The 18,826-nt window shown below is 70.9% G+C and carries 17 protein-coding genes and 1 riboswitch; of the genes, 9 read left to right on the forward strand and 8 right to left on the reverse strand.

Annotated features, from left to right (window positions below; all coding sequences use genetic code 11):
- The first annotated feature begins 90 nt into the window (after positions 1 to 90).
- Complete coding sequence (gene ileS, locus VAE53_RS02285) at positions 91 to 3,336, forward strand: isoleucine--tRNA ligase (protein ID WP_322817744.1); 3,246 nt, start codon at positions 91 to 93, stop codon at positions 3,334 to 3,336.
- 52 nt (positions 3,337 to 3,388) lie between these two features.
- Positions 3,389 to 3,523, forward strand: a riboswitch (cyclic di-AMP (ydaO/yuaA leader).
- A gap of 77 nt (positions 3,524 to 3,600) precedes the next feature.
- Positions 3,601 to 4,923 carry an MFS transporter gene (locus VAE53_RS02290; protein ID WP_322817745.1) on the forward strand — a complete coding sequence of 441 codons (1,323 nt, stop codon included), beginning with the start codon at positions 3,601 to 3,603 and terminating at the stop codon, positions 4,921 to 4,923.
- Here the strand turns inward: VAE53_RS02290 and VAE53_RS02295 are convergent.
- Positions 4,909 to 5,760, reverse strand: coding sequence for an alpha/beta hydrolase (locus VAE53_RS02295; protein WP_322817746.1), 852 nt, complete (start codon positions 5,758 to 5,760; stop codon positions 4,909 to 4,911). The genes VAE53_RS02290 and VAE53_RS02295 overlap by 15 nt on opposite strands.
- Positions 5,761 to 5,858: 98 nt before the next feature.
- Here VAE53_RS02295 and VAE53_RS02300 point away from each other — a divergent pair, with 98 nt between their 5' ends.
- From VAE53_RS02300 to VAE53_RS02320, 5 genes are all read left to right on the forward strand, one after another.
- Positions 5,859 to 7,292 (forward strand): CoA-binding protein, encoded by a 1,434-nt coding sequence (locus tag VAE53_RS02300; protein WP_322817747.1) that lies wholly within the window; start codon positions 5,859 to 5,861, stop codon positions 7,290 to 7,292.
- 37 nt (positions 7,293 to 7,329) lie between these two features.
- The gene (locus tag VAE53_RS02305; RefSeq protein WP_322817748.1) at positions 7,330 to 8,121 is read left to right on the forward strand and encodes a methyltransferase domain-containing protein; all 792 of its coding nucleotides are present in this window, start codon (positions 7,330 to 7,332) and stop codon (positions 8,119 to 8,121) included.
- A gap of 61 nt (positions 8,122 to 8,182) precedes the next feature.
- The gene (locus VAE53_RS02310; RefSeq protein WP_322817749.1) at positions 8,183 to 9,553 is read left to right on the forward strand and encodes a hypothetical protein; all 1,371 of its coding nucleotides are present in this window, start codon (positions 8,183 to 8,185) and stop codon (positions 9,551 to 9,553) included.
- A 62-nt stretch (positions 9,554 to 9,615) separates the two neighbouring features.
- On the forward strand, positions 9,616 to 10,335 hold the full coding sequence (locus VAE53_RS02315; protein ID WP_322817750.1) for a hypothetical protein: 720 nt from the start codon (positions 9,616 to 9,618) through the stop codon (positions 10,333 to 10,335).
- Entirely contained in the window at positions 10,319 to 10,768 is a 450-nt protein-coding gene (locus VAE53_RS02320; protein ID WP_322817751.1) for a CoA-binding protein, read from the forward strand. Before VAE53_RS02315 ends, VAE53_RS02320 begins: the two co-directional genes overlap by 17 nt.
- Positions 10,769 to 10,853: 85 nt before the next feature.
- Here the strand turns inward: VAE53_RS02320 and VAE53_RS02325 are convergent, their stop codons facing one another.
- A complete protein-coding gene (locus VAE53_RS02325; RefSeq protein ID WP_322817752.1) occupies positions 10,854 to 12,029 on the reverse strand; it encodes a thiolase family protein in 1,176 nt (391 codons plus the stop codon).
- Positions 12,030 to 12,226: 197 nt separating this feature from the next.
- Between VAE53_RS02325 and VAE53_RS02330 the strand changes: the two genes are divergently transcribed.
- Entirely contained in the window at positions 12,227 to 12,523 is a 297-nt protein-coding gene (locus VAE53_RS02330) for a hypothetical protein (RefSeq protein WP_322817753.1), read from the forward strand.
- A gap of 5 nt (positions 12,524 to 12,528) precedes the next feature.
- Here VAE53_RS02330 and radC read toward each other — a convergent pair whose 3' ends face one another.
- The 6 genes from radC to VAE53_RS02360 all read right to left on the reverse strand — a co-directional run bounded on the left by radC (position 12,529) and on the right by VAE53_RS02360 (position 16,814).
- On the reverse strand, positions 12,529 to 13,245 hold the full coding sequence (gene radC, locus VAE53_RS02335; protein ID WP_322817754.1) for a DNA repair protein RadC: 717 nt from the start codon (positions 13,243 to 13,245) through the stop codon (positions 12,529 to 12,531).
- Between the two features lie 19 nt (positions 13,246 to 13,264).
- Entirely contained in the window at positions 13,265 to 14,308 is a 1,044-nt protein-coding gene (locus tag VAE53_RS02340; RefSeq protein ID WP_322817755.1) for a trypsin-like serine protease, read from the reverse strand.
- A 141-nt stretch (positions 14,309 to 14,449) separates the two neighbouring features.
- Positions 14,450 to 14,971 carry a hypothetical protein gene (locus VAE53_RS02345; protein WP_322817756.1) on the reverse strand — a complete coding sequence of 174 codons (522 nt, stop codon included), beginning with the start codon at positions 14,969 to 14,971 and terminating at the stop codon, positions 14,450 to 14,452.
- Complete coding sequence (locus VAE53_RS02350; RefSeq protein ID WP_322817757.1) at positions 14,968 to 15,522, reverse strand: LysM peptidoglycan-binding domain-containing protein; 555 nt, start codon at positions 15,520 to 15,522, stop codon at positions 14,968 to 14,970. The genes VAE53_RS02345 and VAE53_RS02350 overlap by 4 nt, the downstream gene beginning before the upstream one ends.
- A gap of 40 nt (positions 15,523 to 15,562) precedes the next feature.
- Positions 15,563 to 15,856, reverse strand: coding sequence for an ATP-dependent Clp protease adaptor ClpS (locus VAE53_RS02355; RefSeq protein WP_322817758.1), 294 nt, complete (start codon positions 15,854 to 15,856; stop codon positions 15,563 to 15,565).
- 52 nt (positions 15,857 to 15,908) lie between these two features.
- A complete protein-coding gene (locus VAE53_RS02360; RefSeq protein WP_322817759.1) occupies positions 15,909 to 16,814 on the reverse strand; it encodes a patatin-like phospholipase family protein in 906 nt (301 codons plus the stop codon).
- A gap of 100 nt (positions 16,815 to 16,914) precedes the next feature.
- Between VAE53_RS02360 and VAE53_RS02365 the strand changes: the two genes are divergently transcribed.
- The gene (locus tag VAE53_RS02365) at positions 16,915 to 18,684 is read left to right on the forward strand and encodes an alpha/beta hydrolase (protein WP_322817760.1); all 1,770 of its coding nucleotides are present in this window, start codon (positions 16,915 to 16,917) and stop codon (positions 18,682 to 18,684) included.
- Positions 18,685 to 18,826: the final 142 nt, after the last annotated feature.

Below are 18,826 nucleotides of genomic sequence, written 5' to 3' on the forward strand. Positions count from 1 at the left end.
CGCCGAAGGGTACGATACCGCGGCCCAGCCCGGTCCTCTCGTTGTCGTGCCCGCCGGCGTCTATGCCGCTTTTGCGCACCGGAGGCCACCGTGTTCCGATCCGTCGACCCGAAGGTCAGCTTCCCCGAGCTCGAAGCCCGCATCCTCCAGTTCTGGAAGGAACACCGGATCTTCGAGAAGAGCATCGAGCAGCGGCCGGAAGACCGCCTCTTCGTCTTCTACGAAGGCCCGCCGACGGCGAATGCCCGGCCCGGCATCCACCACGTCCTCTCGCGCGTTTTCAAGGACTTGGTGCCCCGCTACCGGACCATGCGCGGCTACCGCGTCCCCCGCAAGGGCGGCTGGGACACCCACGGCCTGCCGGTCGAGCTCGAAATCGAGAAGGAGCTCGGCCTCAAATCGAAGCCCGAAATCGAAGCCTACGGCATCGCCGAATTCAACCAGAAATGCAAGGAATCCGTCTCCCGCTACGTCGAAGAATGGACGCGGCTGAGCGAACGGATCGCCTTCTGGGCCGACTACGACCACGCCTACGTCACCTACGACAACGGCTACGTCGAAACCTGCTGGTGGATCTTCAAGCAGCTGTGGGATGGGAGGCTCGTCTACCAGGATTACCGCTCCACGCCCCACTGCCCCCGCTGCGGCACCAGCCTTTCCGACCACGAAGTCGCCCTTGGCTACCAGGACGACGTCCCCGACCCGTCCGTCTTCGTCAAGTTTCGCGTTCCGGCCGAGGCGCTGGCGGGAGCCGGCTTCCGCGCCGAGAAGCCGCTCGCGCTCGTCGCCTGGACGACCACGCCCTGGACGCTTCCCGGCAATGTGGCGCTCGCCGTCAAGGCCGATGCGGAGTACGGGGTGTACGACCTCGGCGACGAGCTCGTGGTCCTGGCCTCGGCGCTGGCGGCGAAGGTCCTCGGCGAGGGGGCCCGGCCGCTGGCGCTGGTCCGCGGCGAGCAGCTCGTCGGCATCGCCTACGAACCGCTCTACCGGCCCGAGGCGCTCGGCCATGGGGTGCTGCGCTTCGACGACGAGGGGCGGCTCCGCCCCCTCCACCCGGGCGAATCGACCGAGGGGCTGCGGCGGGTGATCGCCGCCGATTACGTCTCGCTGGAGGACGGTTCGGGTATCGTCCACACCGCTCCTGCCTTCGGCGGTGAGGACTTCGATCAGGGCAAGCACCATCGCCTGCTCTTCGCCCAGCCGGTCGATCTGCGCGGCATCATGGCGGAGGGATTGCCCGGCGGTGGGAAGTTCGCCAAGCAAGCCGATCGCGATATCGAACGGGACCTGGAGGAGCGCGGGCTCCTGCTGAAGAAGGGGACCATCCGCCACACGTATCCGTTCTGCTGGCGGTGCGGCACGCCGCTGCTCTACTACGCCAAGCCGAGCTGGTACCTGCGCACCACGGCCCTGCGCGAGCAACTCCTCGCCGGCAACGAACGGATCGCCTGGTACCCCGATCACATCAAGCACGGCCGCTTCGGGAATTGGCTCGCGAACAACATCGACTGGGCCGTGAGCCGCGAGCGGTACTGGGGCACGCCCCTCCCCTTCTGGCGCTGCGAGGCGTGCGGCGAAACCATCTGCATCGGTTCGAAGGCCGAGCTGGTGGAGCGTGCCGAGGACCGCGCCGCCGCGGAAGCCCTCCACGATCTCCACCGCCCCTACGTCGATAGCGTGACCATCCGCTGCGCTGCCTGCGGTGGCACGGCTCGGCGCGTGCCCGAGGTGGCCGATGCCTGGTTCGACAGCGGCGCCATGCCCTACGCCCAGTGGCACTTCCCGTTCGAACACGAGCAGGAGTTCCGCCGCCACTTCCCGGCCGACTTCATCTGCGAGGCGATCGACCAGACCCGGGGCTGGTTCTACACGCTCCACGCCGAGGCGACGCTGCTCCACGCGACGGGCGCCATCCCGGAGGGGATCGCCTACCGGAACGTTATCTGCCTCGGCCACATCAACGACGAGAAGGGCAACAAGATGTCGAAGAGCCGGGGCAACACCGTCGACCCGTGGACGGTGATCGATCGCCACGGCGCCGACGCGACGCGCTGGTACATGTACGCCGCCAGCCCGGCGGGCATGCCGCGGCGCTTCAGCGCCGGCCTCGTCGAGGAGGGGCTCCGCCGCTTCCTCCTCACGCTCTGGAACACCTACAGCTTCTTCGTGAGCTACGCGAACATCGATGGCTTCCGGCCGGCGGGCCGCTGGGAGCCGACCGCCGAGATCGACCGCTGGCTCCTGAGCGAACTCAACGCCCTGGTCGTCAGGGTGACCGACGAGCTGGAGCAGTACGACCCGACCGATGCGGCCCGCGCCATCGAAGCCTTCGTCGACGACCTCTCGAACTGGTACGTGCGCCGTTCGCGGCGGCGCTTCTGGCGCGGCGCCAGCGAGGACGACGCCGACAAGCGGAGCGCCCACGAGACGCTCTACGCCGCACTCACCACCTTGGCGAAGCTGCTCGCGCCTTTCACCCCGTTCGTCGCCGAGGAGCTCTGGCAGAACCTGGTCCGCAGCGTCGACTCGACCGCGGCCGAATCGGTCCATCTCGCCGATTGGCCCGAGCCGGACATGGCCCGCATCGATGAGCGGCTGAACCGAGAGACGCAGCTCGTGAAGCGGATCTGCTCGCTCGGCCGTGCGGCTCGGGCCCGCGCCCAGATCAAGGTTCGCCAACCCGTCGCCGAGGTGGCCGTTCGCCTGCGCGATGCGGCGGAGGCCGCCGTCATCGAGCGGAACCGGCAGCTCATCCTCGAAGAGCTCAATGCGAAGGAGCTCCGCATCCTCGAGGACGAGACCGAGGTGGTGACCTACGACGTGAAGCCGAACCTCCCGGTGCTCGGGCCGAAGCACGGCCAGGCGCTCGGCGCGATCCGGCAGGGGCTGGCCGCGCTCGACCCGGCCGAGGTGGCGGCCGCCGTCCGCCGTGGCCGGTCGGTCACGGTGGCCGGCATCGCGCTCGAACCGGGCGATATCCTCCTCCAGGCGCAGGACCGGGAGGGCTACGCCGCCGCCCAGGAGGCTGGCTATACCGTGGCCGTGGCGACGGCGGTGACGCCCGAGCTCGCCGATGAAGGGCTCGCCCGGGAGATCGTCCGCAGGCTGCAGGATCTCCGCCGCGAGGCCGGCCTCGAGCTCGCCGACCGGATCCACGCCTGGGTCGCGGGCGATGCCGATGTCGACCGCGTGCTCGCCCGCCACGGCGCCTACATCCGCGGCGAAACGCTCGCGCTCGAACTCGTCGCTGGCGAACCCCCGGCCGATGCCGCCCGTTCGGAAGACGACCTCGAAGGGACGCGCGTCGTCTTCGGGGTTCGGCGCGCCAGCTAGGCCGTTCGACCAACGTTAACGAATCGCATACGGAGCAGAAACCGGCGGCGTATAGTGATCGAAGCCGAATCCCCGCGTCAGCGGGGAGCGGGGGACCCACAGCCCGGGGTGAATCGCGCGCGAGCGCGTAGGCAACTCCCAATGCCGAACCCGACAGCTAACCTCGCAGGCGTTTGGGAGAGACGCGGCACCAGCCGACCCGTCTCTCGCTGAACCCGGCGCCCCGTCGAGGGGCCGCCACGAGTTCCGTTACGGGGGAACGGGATGGATGTCCGCGCACCAGCGCTCCGCTTCGAGCGCATCCTCTGTTACGCGGCACGATTCGCGGCCCAGCTCTCGCAGAACATCTGGCTGGCCGCGCTCTTCCTCACGGCCGGCACGGGCGCCAAACCCGCGCTCGACCTCTCCAGCCTGTTCATCGCCATGCTCCTACCCTCGGTGGTGCTCGGGCTGCCCGGCGGCGCCATCGCTGACCGGCTCGGCCCGGGGCGCGGCTATGCCGTGGGCGCCCTCCTGCGCCTGCTCCCGGTGGCGGCTGGCATCTGGTGGCTCGATGGCGGCACGAGCGCCTGGGTGCTCGCCTTCCTCTACTCGACCGGCTCGCAGATCTTCACCCCGGCCGAGCTCGCCTTGGTGCGCCCCTTGCAGGAGGCGCGGGTCGGCCGGGTGCACTCGACGCTGGCCGCGCTCCAGTACGCCGGGCAGGCGACGGGCATGCTCGTCTTGGCCCCTGCGCTCTACTTCCTCGGCGGGCCGACGGCGATGGTGGTCGGCGCTACCGTCGGGCTCTCCCTCCTGTTCTTGCTCACCCTCGTGCTGGCCGTCCGGGTCGCCCCCGTGGCGCGGCAGTTCGCGGCGGCCAGCACCCGCGCCGCGCTCTCGTTCCGGGAGACGCTCCGCTTCTTCGGCCGCGAACCACTGGCGCGCTACGCAATCGTCGCCCTCGGGGTGAAGATGGTCGTCTCGAAAGGGATCGTCGTCGCCCTCCCGTTCTATCTCGAACGCGACCTTGGCCTCGGCTGGGAGGCGATCGCCTACCTCTTCATCCCGGGTATCGCCGGCGTCCTCGCCGGGCTCTGGTGGTGCAGCAACGTGCTCACGCTAGGCCGCGCGCACGAGGTGCTTCGCCTCTCCCTGCTCGGGCTGGTCGCGTCGCTCGCGGCCTTGGCAGCGCTCGATTACGGGATTACGGCCGTTGCCCAGTACAGCCACATCCCACCGATCGCCCGCCTCGAGGCCTCGATGAACACGACCTTCGCGGTCGCGGTGCCGGTGGCCTTCCTGCTCGGTGCTTCGCTCTCGGGGCTGTTGATCGCCGGGCGCGTGGCGCTGACCGAGACGGCACCCCCTGGCCAACATGGTCGGGTATTCGCCGTCCAGCTGACGCTCACGGAGACGGCGATTTCGCTCCCGCTGCTCGCGCTCGGCCTGGGCACTACCTACGCCGGTGCGCGCATCACGCTCGCGGGGCTCGCGCTGCTCGTCGCGTGCTGCCTGGCCCTCGCCGAAAGCGACCGGGCGCGGTCCACCTTCGGGCGACGCAGCGCGACGCTGGAGCCCGGAGCTGCGCCCTCAGCCGGCGCCTGACGGGACACGCTCGGCGAGGAACGGCACTACCGCCGCGATGAACCCGAACGGCCGCTCCAGCGGGATCGAGTGGCCGGCTTCGGGCACGGTCACGAGGCGGCAGTTCGGGATCGTCGCGACCATCCGGGCGGCCACCTCCGGGGCCAGGACGTCGCTCCGTTCGCCCCGCACGAGGAGCGTGGGCGCCTGGATGCGCGCCAGCTCTCGCCACGATGCCTCCACGTCGGGCCGGGCGATGGTCCGGCTTCCGTCGCGATACGAACGGTCGTAGCGGAACGTCCAGGTGCCGTCTTCGAGCCGGAGCAGATTCGCGAGTGTCCGGTGGCGGGCCTCGGCGGGGTCGGCGTTCGGATTCGCCCGCAAGGCCCGTTCGACCGCCTCCTCTGGCGTGGCGAAGACGTCCGGGGCCTGCACCCCGGTCTGGATGCGCGTCGCCCCGGCGCCGTGGATCTCCGGTCCGATATCGACGATCACGAGGCGTTCGACCTCGGCCGGGTAGCGCGCTGCGTAGAGATAGGCGTTGCGCCCGCCCATCGAAAGGCCGAGGAGGGCGAACCGCCGGAGCCCGAGGCAGCCGACAAAGGCGTGCACGTCTTCGACCATGGCCTCGGGCGAGTAGTCCTCGGCCCAGTCGGTCTCGCCGTGCCCGCGCTGGTCGAGCGCGTAGACGTGAAAGCCGGGCTGGACGGCGCGGGCGAAGGTGTCCCACGAGCGGGCATGGCTCGTGAAGCCGTGGAGGAGGACGAGCGGCGGCTTGCCCGGGCTCGGCCATTCGCGGTAGTGGAAGCGGAGCCCGCGCAAGAGCGCGGAGCGGTCTTCGGGCGGCGGCAGTGTCATCGGATGCCTCCTGCATCGGAAGGGCTGGGTGGTGGGCACTCTACCGCCCGTGCCGCTCGCTGCAACCCCGAAAGCGCGCCCTCCCGTACAATCCCGACGTGACCCGGTACGAACGCACGCCCGACCTCGACCTCCTCTTTCGCCCGCGATCCATTGCCGTGGCCGGCGCTTCGACCAATGTCGATAGCCCCGGCCACGATTACCTCGTGGCCATCCAGCGACAGGGATTCGCCGGGCCGCTCTACCCAATCAACCCGAAGGCCGAGACGGTGGCCGGGCTGCGAGCCTACCCCTCCCTCGTCGCCGTTCCGGGGGAGGTCGACCTCGTCATCTCGTGCGTGCCTGCCCCGGCGGTGCCCGAGCTGGTAGAGCATTGCGGGCAGAAGGGCGTGCGCTTCCTCCACCTCTTCACTGGCCGCTTCAGCGAGACCGGCGATGCCGAGGCGGCGCGGCTCGAACAGGCGATCGCCCAGCGCGCGCGCGAACTCGGCCTCCGCGTTCTCGGCCCGAACGGCATGGGCCTCTACCACCCGGCGGGTGGGCTCTCGTTCCGGCCCGACCTGCCCACCGAGCGCGGCGGCGTCGCCTTTCTCTCGCAATCGGGCAACAACGCCGTCGAGGTGATCACCCGCGGCAACGCGCGGGGCCTGGCCTTCGGCAAGGTGGTGAACTACGGCAACGGGCTCGATATCACCCCCGGCGAGCTGCTGCGCTACCTGGCCGACGACCCAGAGACGACGGTCATCGGTGGCTACGTCGAAGGCGTGCCCGATGGCCGCGGTTTCTACGAGGGGCTGCGCGCGGCCGCGGCCCGCAAACCCGTGATTATCCACAAGGCGGGGCGGACCCGCGCCGGTGCCCGCTCGGCAGCCTCCCACACCGCTGCCCTCGCCGGGCAAGCGGAGCTCTGGAGCACGGTGCTCCGTCAGGCTGGCGCCATCGAAGCGCGCAACCAGGAGCAGCTGCTCGACCTGATGGTCGGGGCGGCCCTCCTTCCGCCCGCTCGGGGCCGACGGATCGCCATCGTCGGCGGCGGCGGAGGTCGCTCCGTCCAGTCGGCCGATGCCGCGGAAGAGAACGGATTCGAAGTCGTCCCTCTCCCGAGCGGCGTTCGCGAGCGGGTCCGCGAGCGCGCCCCCATGCTGGCCGATTGGGTCGGCAACCCGGTCGATCAGTCCATCCTGGCCGGGAGCGGACTCTCCTCGAACGGCCTCCTGGAGCTGATGTTGGAAGGCGACCACTACGACCTGGCCATCGCTAACGTCGGCGAGGACTGGTTCTTCGGGCGGCCCGATGCGGCGGAGCGGCTGAACCACGCCTGCGCCCGGCTCGCTGGCATCGCCGCCGGCAGCGCGAAACCCGTTGCCGTTGTCCTCGGCCCGACGGAGACGAAGAATCGTGACCACCGCGCGCTCGTCGACGAGGTTCGGGATGGATTCGTCGCCAAGGGCATCGCGGTCTTCCCGAGCGTGGAGCGGGCAGCCTTTGCGCTCGGGCGGCTGGTGGTTGCGGCGGAGCGGCGGTGGGCGTAGGGTGCGCCGGAGGCGCCGCCTCCTGGAGGGACCGACCGTGAACGAAACCGTCGTGGCGCACTATTCGGGCGAACGCCTCGCCGAACGCGTCCTCGCCGCCGCCCGGAGCGTCGGCCTTCGGGAGATCACGCCCGCGGCGCTCGCCCCGGCCGACCAGTTCCACATGGGGGGCCTGCGCGCCACGCGGGAGCTCGCTCAGCTCGCCCGTATCGGCCCCGACGATACGGTGCTCGATTTGGGCTGCGGGCTCGGGGGGCCGGCACGCGTGCTGGCGGCCGAGTACGGCTGCACTGTGGCGGGGATCGACCTCTCGCCCGAGTTCATCCGCTCGGCGGTGCTGCTCTCCGAGGCGTGCGGCCTCGGCGATCGGGTGGCCTTCACCGTGGGCGATGCGACCGACCTGCCCTTCGAGGACGGCAGCTTCGATGTCGTCTTCACCGAACACGCGGCGATGAACATCGCCGACCGGCGCCGGCTCTGGTCGGAGGCGTTCCGCGTCCTGCGGCCGGGCGGGCGGTTCGCGTTTTTCGATATCGTGCGGGGGCCGAATCCGGCCGAGCCGGACTATCCGCTGCCCTGGGCGCGCGAACCGGCCATCAGCTTCCTCCTCACGGCCAGCATGACGCGGGCACTCCTGGAGGAGGTGGGCTTTCGCATCGAGGCCTGGGCCGGCTTGCCCGCACCGCCTGGCCGCCCCGATGCCACCAGCCCCTTCTCCCTCCGCGTCGTGATGGGGGACGAGCTCGAGGGGCGGATCGGCAATGTGCTCGCGGCCATGGGCGATGGGCGGCTAGAGCTGCTGCAGGGGCTCGCCATCCGCCCGGCCTGAGCGCTCGCACGAGCGTCGTTCCGGCGAGAAACTGGTGCCATCTCGCTTCGGGAATGGTCCCATGCCGGATTCGGTCGAACCGCGTCCAACCGTCCTCCGTACGTTCCGCGTCCGCACCAGCAACCATATCGGCGTCCTGGCCCGCGTTCTGGCTGTGCTCGCCGAACACGGTGCCTCCGTGGGCGACCTGCGAACCATCTTCATGGGGCCCTTGAGCCGCATCCGCGACATCGAGCTCGGCTTTGCGGATCCGGCCGATATCGAGCCAGCGGCTCGCGCCATCGATGCCACGGGCGAAGCCCACGTCCTCGAGATTCGCGACGAGGTGCTCGACCTCCACGCGGGCGGCAAGGTCGAGGTGCGCTCCCGGTACCCGATCACGAGCGATGCTGATCTCCGCCGGGTGTACACGCCGGGCGTGGGCGAAGTGGCGCGCCGCATCGCCGCCGAGCCGGAGCTAGCCGACCACTACACGCTGCGTGCAAATACCGTCGCTATCGTGTCGGATGGGACGGCGATCCTCGGGCTCGGCAACCTCGGGCCGCTCGCTTCGCTGCCGATTCTCGAAGGGAAGGCGGCGATCCTCGCCGAGCTCGCGGGGGTGAGCGGGGTGCCGCTGGCCGTCGATCCGTTGGCGCCAGCCGAGCTCGCGGCGGCGGTGGCGGCCGTGGCGCGCGGATTCGGCCTCGTCCAGCTCGAAGATATCGCCGCTCCCCGCTGCTTCGAGGTGGAGGCCGAACTGCGGCGGCGGGGCATTCCCGTCTTCCACGATGACCAACACGGCACGGCTGCTGTCGTCCTCGCTGCCGTGATCGGCGCGGCGAACGCGGGCGAAAAGCAGCTCGCCAACGCCCGCGTCGGCTGCCTCGGGCTGGGTGCGGCGGGGAGCGCCATCGCCGGCGCGCTGATGGCCTACCTGGGGCGGCCAGTCCTGGGGGCCGATATCGACGAGGGCGCCCTGAAGCGATTCACCGCGGCCGGGGGCATCCCTGCGACGCTCGCCGAGGTGATGGGCACGTGCGACCTCGTGGTCGCGACGACGGGAAAGCCCGGGCTGATCACGCCCGAGATGGTGCGCCCTGGGCAGGTGATCCTCGCCCTTTCGAACCCCGTCCCCGAGATCGAGCGGGATGCCGCCCTGGCCGCCGGGGCGGCAGTCGCCACGGATGGGCGGGCGACGAACAACATGCTCGCCTTCCCGGGGCTCTGCCGGGGCGGGCTCGATTGCGGCATCCGCCAGTTCGAGGCGCCGATCTTCCGGGCGGCGGCGGAGGCGATCGTCGCCTCCGTGCCAGCGGGCCAGCTGCTGCCCGCCCCGCTCGACCGGTCGGTGCACCGTCGGGTCGCCCGCGCCGTGGCCCTGGCGGCCGAGCGCGAGGGCCTGGCCACCCGCGAAGTGCCGCCCGATTACATGCTCGATACCCGGGGTTGAGCTCTTCGGCCGCAAGCCGCTCGATTGACCGCCCGCCCCTTCGCCCGCGACGATCGAGGAAGATGGTCACCAACCTCCCTGGCCACGTCGTCGATGAGCGCCGCGACGGGAAGAAGACGGTCCTCCTCCACCGCTCCATGGCCGTCATCGGCGACGACCGGATCGAGATCAAGAGCGCCCGGAGTACCATCGTCCTGCCCCTGTTGGGCCTCCTCGTTTCGTTGGCCGTTGGCTGGCTGATGGTCGACCGCGGCCCTGCCCTGCCTTTCTGGCTCCTCGTCGCCTTCCTTTTGCTCCTCATCGTCCTCGTGCCGGTATCGGTGATGGCCCTGGTCGGCGCGCTCGTCGGCGCCGACGTGGTGGTCGATGCCCGCAAGGGTTCGGCTACCTGGCAACAGGGCTACCTGGGGATGGGGATCGGCACGAAGGAGCTCGTGCCGTTCGCGAAAATCGACCATCTCGAAATCTGCATCGAAGGCGACCAGCCCGACCGCTGGCACGATCTGCCGGACGATTTGCGCCAGTTCTCGCTGGTCCTCGTGAAGGCGAGCGGCCGGCGGCTCACGATCTGCAACGTGCCCGTGCCCGCCTACGGGCAGGAAGATGGCATGGACCGGACGCTCGCCGTGGGACAGGCGATCGCGCAGCTCACCGGGGCACGCCTGGAACTGCCCGCGGGCTGGGAACTGGTCGAAATCGACGTCGAGACGGGCAAGCCCGTCGCCAACTCCGCCGGCCGTCGCGCCGGCCAACGGGGGAAACGCCATGGCAAACGCCGCTGACGAAGCCGCTATCGATCTGTTGCTCGGGGCGAAAACGATCGCCGTCGTCGGGCTCGACAGCCGGGAGGATAGGCCCGCCTATCGGGTGGCGCGCTACCTGAAAGAGCACGGCTACCGCATCGTCCCCGTTCACCGCGGGCGCTTCGCGGCCGATGAGATCCTCGGCGAGCGCGCCTACGCTACCCTCCGCGAAATCCCGGAGGCGATCGACCTCGTCGACGTTTTCGTCCGCTCCGCGGATACCGACGAGGTCATCGACGAGGCGATCGCCATCGGCGCGAAGGGCGTTTGGCTCCAGGAGGGGATCACGAACGAAGCCGGCATCGAACGCGCCCGAGCGGCCGGGCTCGCGGCCATCCAGGACCGCTGTGCCAAAGTCGTCCATAGCCAGCGCGCTGGCGACGCTGGCGCGGGGAGCCAGGCCGCAGGGTAGGCTCTCCGCCAACCGCGACGGCGGAACGGAACGGGGCCGCCCGAAGATGGGCGGCCCCGCGGCGTGCGTGGGTGTTGGGCGGCGCTCAGCTGACGCGTTCGAAGATCGTGGCGATGCCTTGGCCTCCGCCGATGCAGAGGCTGACGATGCCGAAACGGCCGCCGGTGCGCTCGAGCTCGTACATGAGCTTCACGGTGAGGATGGCGCCGGTGGCCCCGATCGGATGGCCGAGCGCGATGGCGCCGCCGTTCGGGTTCACCTTCTCCGGGTCGAGGCAGAGTTCGCTCGCGCAGGCGCAGGAGACGCTGGCGAAGGCCTCGTTGAGCTCGATGCAATCGATCTGGTCGAGGGACATCTGGGCCTTTTCGAGCACCTTGCGGATGGCCGGGATGGGGCCGCTGCCCATGATGGCCGGGTCGACGCCGGCCTCGGCCCGGGCCACGATGCGCAGCCGCGGCGTGGCGCCGAGCTCCTTCGCCTTGCTCGCGCTCATGAGGACGAGCGCGGCGGCGCCATCGTTGATGCCGGAGGCGTTGCCGGCCGTCACCACGCCGCCCTCCTTGAAGGCCGGGCGCAGCTTGGCGAGCGCTTCGACGGTCGTCGCGCGCGGGTGCTCGTCGGTATCGAAGACCTTCTCTTCCCTCCCGCTCCGGATGGTGATGGGGGCGATTTGCTCCTTGAAGCGGCCGGCTTCGATGGCGGCGAGTGCGCGCCGCTGGCTCTCGGCGGCGAAGGCGTCCTGTGCTTCGCGGCTCACTTCGAAGCGCTCCGCGAGGTTCTCGGCGGTGATCCCCATGTGGTAGCCCTTGAAGGGGTCGCTGAGCATGTGGATGATGCCGTCTTCGATGCTATCGTGGCCGAGGCGGTAGCCTTGGCGCGCCTTCCGCAGGTAGAACGGCATGCGCGTCATGTTTTCCGCGCCGCCGGCGACGACGACGGAGGCGTCGCCGCTCTGGATGAGGCGGGAGGCGGTGTTGATCGCTTCGAGGCCGGAGCCGCAGATGCGGTTCACGTTCATCGCCGGCGTGCCGATGGGGAGCCCCGCCTTCACGGCCGCGTGGCGCGAAAGGTAGGCATCCTCGGCCACCTGGCCGACGATGCCCATGATGACGTGGTCGACCGCCTCCGCCGCGATGCCGGCGCGATTCACCGCCTCGCGGATGACGTGGGCGCCGAGGTCGGAGGCCGGTACATCGGCGAGCGAGCCCTGGAATCGGCCGATGGCGGTGCGCACACCGCTGGTGATGACGACATCTTCCATCTGTGGGTATCCCGGTGGTGGATTCGTGGAATGCCGGCACCCGCGGGGAGGGGCCCGGTGAGCACGTTGCCGCAATTGTACGCGCGCCCCTTGCCCCTGTGCCACTGCATACCAGCCGCCTTGCCGATAGCGCCAGGCTATAGGTTGGAACCTGCAGCCACGCTACCCTAGGCCTACATCCGCCGGGAGGTTCCGCCGTGAGCGACTCCGATTCCCAGCACGTCCCCGAGTTCTACGTCGATGCCGTCCAGCTGAGCGCGGGAGTCTACGGCGTGGCGCTCACCTTCGGGCTCAACCCGCCCCATCCGACGGGGCCGCACGGTGGCGTCCCGAAGGACCTCTGCGTGCTCCGGATGAGCCTCGAGCATGCCAAGGTGCTCGCGATGCTCCTCCGCGCCCAGCTCAAGGAGTACGAACGGGAGAACGGCGAGATTCCCCTCCCGCCCAGCCTCTACACCTCGCTCGGCATCGCCCGCGAAGACTGGGGTTTCTGAGGGCCCTATCGTTCGAAGGCGAGGCCCTCCCGCCGGAGCGAGACGAACCCCCGCGCGCCGATGACGACGTGGTCGAGCACGGCGATATCGAGCAGCTCGCCGGCGCGGATGAGCTCGCGGGTGAGCGCGATATCCTGCGGGCTCGGCTGCGGGTCGCCCGAGGGGTGGTTGTGGGCGAGGATGACGGACGTGGCCTCGAGCACGATCGTCTGGCGAAACGTCTCGGCTGGCCGGATGCTCACGGCGTTGACGGTCCCGCCGTTCACGGGGGCGATGCCGCCCAGGAGCCGGCCCTTCGTATCGAGCGGGAGCGCGTAGAACTCCTCCCGCGTTTTGCCGAGGAGGCGCGGGCCGAGGAGGTCGAAGACGGCCTCGGGGCGGAGGAGGGTGGGCTGCTCGACGGGGTCGAGGGCGTGCACTCGGCGGCCGAGTTCGATGGCGGCGGCGAGCTCGGCAACCTTGGCCGGGCCGAGCCCCGCGACCCGCCGGAGCGCTGCGGGATCGGCCCGGATGAGGCCGCGGAGCCCGCCGAGCGTTTCGAGGAGGCGGCGGGCGAGGTCGACCACGTTTTCGCCGCGCCGCCCGGTGCGGAGGAGGATGGCGAGGAGCTCGGCATCGGCCAAAACGCCCGCCCCGTGCTCCAGAAGCCGCTCGCGTGGCCGCTCGTCGCCGGCCCATTCGCGCAGCGTGCGGTAGGGCGCCGGGGGCCGGTCGTCGCTCATGGAGGGCGATTGTAGCCGGTCAGTCGCGCGCCACCAGCGGCAGCAGGAGGCGGAACCCTCGCGCTGCGGGGGCAGTGGGCGTCGGCGTGAGCGTCGGGGTGGCGCTCGCGGTCGATGTCGGCGTGGGTGCGGTCGGTGTCGGCGTGGCGCTCGGCGGTGGCTCGACGAAATACGCGAACTGGCAGCCCATCCGGCGGCAGCCCTCGTCGAGATCGGCGATGACTTCGGGATCGATGCGCGTCCCTTCGTTCGCGCCCGTGCCGCCGCGCACGTGGATGCCGACGATGTAGCCGAAGATCGCCGGGTAAGCCGGCCCGGTCAGGATGATCGCCGAACCGCTCTGGCCGGGGGCGGTGTCGATGTCGTAGGCGAGGGTGAAGGGCTCGACGGCGAGGAACGACGGCTGGTAGGAGAACCACATGGTGCCATCGGGTTTGTCGCCGGGGTAGCCGACGATGGCCGGGTCGATGCCGGGCAGCTCCAAGGTGGCGGTCGAGAGGCTCGCGATGGTGAGCCAGCCGGTGACGGCGCCGGGAGTTCCGTCGAGGCGAATGAGCCCCCAGTCCCAGTCGTCGTTGCCCGGGTCGTTGTACCACGGGTCGGGCACCCACCAGTCGGCTGCCCAGGTAAAGCCCAACGGCTCGGAGGCGCCGTTCTTTCCCGGTACGACGCGGATATCGGCGGTCCAGCCCTCTTCGCCGTAGAGGCAGTGGGCCGCCGTCAGGATGGCGTCGGCGGAAATGAAGGTGCCGGAGCACGTGCCCTCCACCTGCCCGAGGCCGTCGTAGAGCTCCAGGTAGACGATCGCCGACCAGGGGTAGACGGTGGTGTTCTGGATGCGGACGCGCTGGTCGAAGCCGATGACGGCGGCGGCGCCGGCATCGCCTCGGGATGCGGGCGAAACGAGGGCGGGGTGGTGGCCATCGTCGTGGAACACGCGCCCCGGTCCGCTCCCGCGCGGCGGCCCGGCCGCAGCGGGGCCATCGCCCGAAGCGGCGAGGACGGTCGCGAGGCCCAGGAGGGCCGCGGCGAGGAGGAGGGAGGCGACTGGCGTTCGGCGCATCGGGGGTGGGGCTCCAGGAGGTCGTGCGGTGCCGGCGCCGTACCTCGCGAGTGGCCGCGCGGGCACCGCATTGTAGCCGGTCCGATGGCCCGATGGTGCGTTCGGCGTTGTTCCCGTCTGGCGCGGGGCCGCGCCGAGCCCTTACCGGCTCCGCTCGATCGGCCCGCCGCGGCCAGATGCGCCGTCGCCGCTGGGCTCCGCGGGGGGTCCCTTCAGGACATCGGCCCAGATGAGCACCGCCGAGTGGGGGTAGTAGGTGACTTCCACCCAGTCGCCCTCGCGGACGCCGGCGATCGCGTGGGCATCGGCCCGCAGGATCTGCCGGTCGACCCGCACGTAGTAGGTTTTGAGCACGAGCGAATCCCGGCGCGACCAGATGCGGGTGACCCGCCCGGTGCGGGTACGTGGCTTCGCGGCGAGGTCGAGCACCGACTGCACGGCCTGGAAGCCGAAGAGCAAGGCGAGCAGGCCGAGGACCACGACGAGGAACCACGTCGATCCTCGGTCGCCGCCCGCGAAGGCGCGGTCGACGAAGAAGAAGAGGAAGGCGCCGATGGTGACGAGCGCGACGGGCACCCAGAGCACGGCCGAGCGGAGGATGCCCGCGCGGACGGCTCGGGCCTTGGCTTCGCGCTGGATCTCGGGGTCGTCGAGGGGGTTCACGGTAGCCGGATCTCCGTGCCGACGGCGAGGGTATCGGGGTCGAGCCCCGGGTTGACGGCGAGGATCGCCTCGACCGTCGTGCCGTGGTCGATGGCGATTTGGAACAGGGTATCGCCCTGGCGGACGACGTAGGTCCGGGCTGCCGGTGTGGGCGTTGGCGTGGTCGCCGGCGAGGGCGACGCGGCGGGCGTGCCCGGCGTCGAAGGCGGCTGGGTGGCGCCGACGGTCCGCGTCGCCGGCGTGGGCTGGCCGCCCCGGGGGGTGGGCGTCGCGGTCGCACCGACGAGGGGCGTCGGGCTCGGAAGTTCGCGCACGAGCGGCCCCGCGCTTTCGCTCGCCGGGGGCCGGATGAGCAGGAAGGCGGTGACGAGCGTCGCCAGGGCGAGCGCGGCGAGCGATCCGCGGAAGACCCGCGCCGAGGGGACGGCCGCCTCCGGCGCCATGCAGCGAAGGCAGACGTCGGCACCGTGCTCTTCGCAGTAGAGCCGCCCGCAGGTGGGGCAATCGGCCGTCGCCGGGCGTTCGCAGTAGTGGCAGGTCGCGTCGGTCATCGGGCCCCCTTAGCCTACGCTGCCCGCGGGAAGGGCCAAGTCAATCGCTCCCGCCTGCGGGCTCGATCGTGGCCGTGAGCCCGAACGATTCGAGCCGCGCTCGATAGTGCTCGGCGGCCTCCTTCGGACATTCGATGACGACCGCGCGGCCGTGTTCGTGCGCTTCGAGCATGATCGCGGTCGCCTGCTCCCGGGAGAGCGATGGCACCGAGCGGAGCAGCGCCCGGACGACGTGGTCCATCGTGTTCACGTCATCGTTGTGGAGGATGACACGATAGGGCCGGAGCAGCCTCTGGAGCAGGGCGGGGTCGATCCCGGTGGCCGGCGCAGGCATCGGAGCTGGGCTCATTATACGCCCGGCTTCAGCTCGCCAAGCCGTGGGTGCCCTAGGCTGCAGCGCGAAACGGCCCGCCCTGCTCGCCGCCGCTGTCGCGCTCGCGGGGGGCTCCCTCCACGAGCACGCGCCCCCATGGGTCGAGCACCTGCACGAGCCGGCTGCGTGCCTCCGCCAGGTGGGCCTGGATGAGCGGCTCGGCGACATCGAGCCGCCAGGGCGAAAGGCCGGCCAGATTGGGACGGACCACGCGGACCGCCGCGCTCGACTGCGCGATCGCCTCCATCGCCTCGGTCGTCGCGTGGGTGAGGATGCGGAACGATTGGGCGAGCACGCCGAGCGCCGTGCGCGGTGGCTGCACCGTGCCCGGCGGCGGGGTGAGGTCGATGGCCAACACCTCCGTCGCCCCGAGCGCGAGCGCGCTCGCGATGTCGACGGAGGCGGTGATGCAGCCATCGACGTAGAGGTCGCCGTCGATGGCCACCGGTTCGAAGACGCCGGGGATGGCCGTCGAGGCGGCGATGGCGGGAGCCAACGGGCCTTCGCGGAAGAGGTGCTTGCGGCCGCGGGTGAGGTTCGTCGCGACCACCGCGAACTCGAGCCGCGCGTCTTCGAAGCGGAGGTCGCGCACGTGGGCATCGATCAGGCCGCGGACGATGTCGTTATCGCGCAGGGCGCGCGGGCTGCGGGCGATGCGGGTGGCGAGGTGGACGGGATTCCAGCGGAGCACGCGGATGCTCCCGAGCCTTCGCCAGACATCGAGGAGCCCGGCCGGGTCGTCGGGGTACATGGCCACCCAGGCGCCGTTGAGCGCGCCGACGCTCGTGCCGATGACGAGATCGGGCCGGAAGCCGAGTTCGAAGGCAGCCAGCAGATAGGCGGCCTGGACGACGCCGTAGGTGCCACCCCCGCCCAAAACCAGCGCCCGTTTGCCCCGATGTGGACCGTGCGCTGCCACGCTGCATCCTCCTGTGTGTTGGGTATCGGCAGGGTGAGGCCGCCGGTGCAGGGGGGCTCCTCCTCTCCCCTTTCCCGGCGCGCTGGTACGCTGGCAACGTATGCGCACGCGCCTCTGGACCCTGCTCACGGTCGCCACGGCGGCCCTCGCCGTGGCCTGTTCGGACCGCTCCTCGGTCGACGCCGGCACCACCCCGGGCGCCGCCCGCGCGCTCGCCTGGGAGAGCTGTGGCGGCCGCGCCGAGTGCGCCACCTTCGAGGTGCCGCTCGATTGGAACGACCCAGCCGGCGAAACGATCGAGCTCGCCGTCGTCCGCTACCCGGCGCGCAAACCCGACCAGCGCATCGGCGTGCTGATGGCCAACCCCGGCGGCCCCGGCGGCTCGGCGCTCGATTTCCTGCGCGCCTGGCAGAGCATCCTCGCCCCGGAAATCCGCGATCGCTTCGACCTCGTTGCCTTCGACCCTCGTGGCGTCGGCGAGAGCACCCCGATTCTCTGCCACGACAGGCTCCAGGAGCTGGTGGCGGTGGACCCCGACCCGGACAACGAAGGCGAATGGCGGCAGGCCGAGGAGGTCGCGAAGGCGTTCGCCGATGACTGCGCCACGGCGGCCGGCTGGCTCCTTCCCTACGTCGGCACCAAGCAAGTCGCGCGCGACATGGATGCCCTCCGCGCGGCCCTCGGCGAGGCGCAACTCACCTACGTCGGCTATTCCTACGGCACCACCATCGGGGCCACCTATGCCGACCTCTTCCCCGACCGCGTGCGCGCGTTCGTGCTCGACGGTGGTACCGACCAGTCGCTGGACTACGAGACCGTCTCCGTGACCCAGATGGTGGGGTTCGAACGGGCCCTCCAGGCCTACCTGGACGACTGTGCCGCGAAGCGCTGCGCCCTCGCGCGCGATGGGAATCCCCGCGCCGCGGTCGCGCGCGTCATCGCGATGGCCGAGCAGTCGCCCATTCCCGCCCCCGGCGCCGACCGACCCGCCGGCCCCGGCGAAGTCCAGCTCGGGATCATCTCGGCGCTCTACAGCAAGTTCACCTGGAACCAACTGACGCAGGCGCTCAGCCAAGCGCTCGCCGGCGACGGCAGCGGGCTCGTCCGCCTGGTCGATGACTATCTCCTCCGCAACCCGGACGGCAGCTATCCGAACCTCATCGAGGCGAATTACGCGGTGAACTCGGTCGATACCGCCTGCCCGAAGGATCCGCAGGCCTACCGAGCGATGGCCGACCGGTTCGCGGTGCTGGCGCCCACCTTCGGGCGGTCGGCGGCCACGAGCGGGCTGGTCTGCGCCTACTGGGCGGCTCCACCCGATCCGCTCGGCGTGCCCCGGGCCGCCGGCAGCGCCCCGATTCTCGTTATCGCCACGACCAACGACCCGGCCACGCCCTACGAGTGGGGCCGGGCCCTGAGCGAACAGCTCGAGAATGGCGTGCTCGTCACCTATCGGGGCGAGGGGCACACGATCTACGCCCAGGGGAACGCCTGCATCGACGATGTGGTGAACGCCTACCTGGTGAGCCTTGCCGTCCCGCCGGAGGGGACGACCTGCGGGAACGGCCCGCCGCCCCCGGGGCAGGCGGCTGCCCCGACGGCCTCGCCGCCCAGCGAGGCCGCGACGCCGACGCGGACGGCACGCCTCGCCACCCCCACGCCCGCGGGCGCGAGCGACCCGCCCGCCGATCGCGACGGTGGCCTGCCGGCGAGCCCGCCCCCGGCCGACGCGGATTCGGGTGCGGCGGAACCGGCGACGTGGGGCTACTGGGCGGCAGGGCTCGCCCTCTTCGCGCTGGCGCTCGCGTTCGTCGGCATCGGTGTCGCCCAGGCCCGCCGGGCGCGCTCCCGGGGCGGCGAGGGATTCTGAGGAGCGCACCAGCGGCCTCGCCTGGGCGCCTCCGCCGCCGGGCTTGCGGTCCGAGGCGCGGCCCTTTGCGCACCCTCCCGGGCTTCTAGGCGCCGCCTCGCGTACACTCGCCACCATTCCCGCCCCCGGGGAAACGGAGGAG

The organism is Tepidiforma sp., from assembly GCF_034432735.1.
GTDB lineage: Bacteria > Chloroflexota > Dehalococcoidia > Tepidiformales > Tepidiformaceae > Tepidiforma.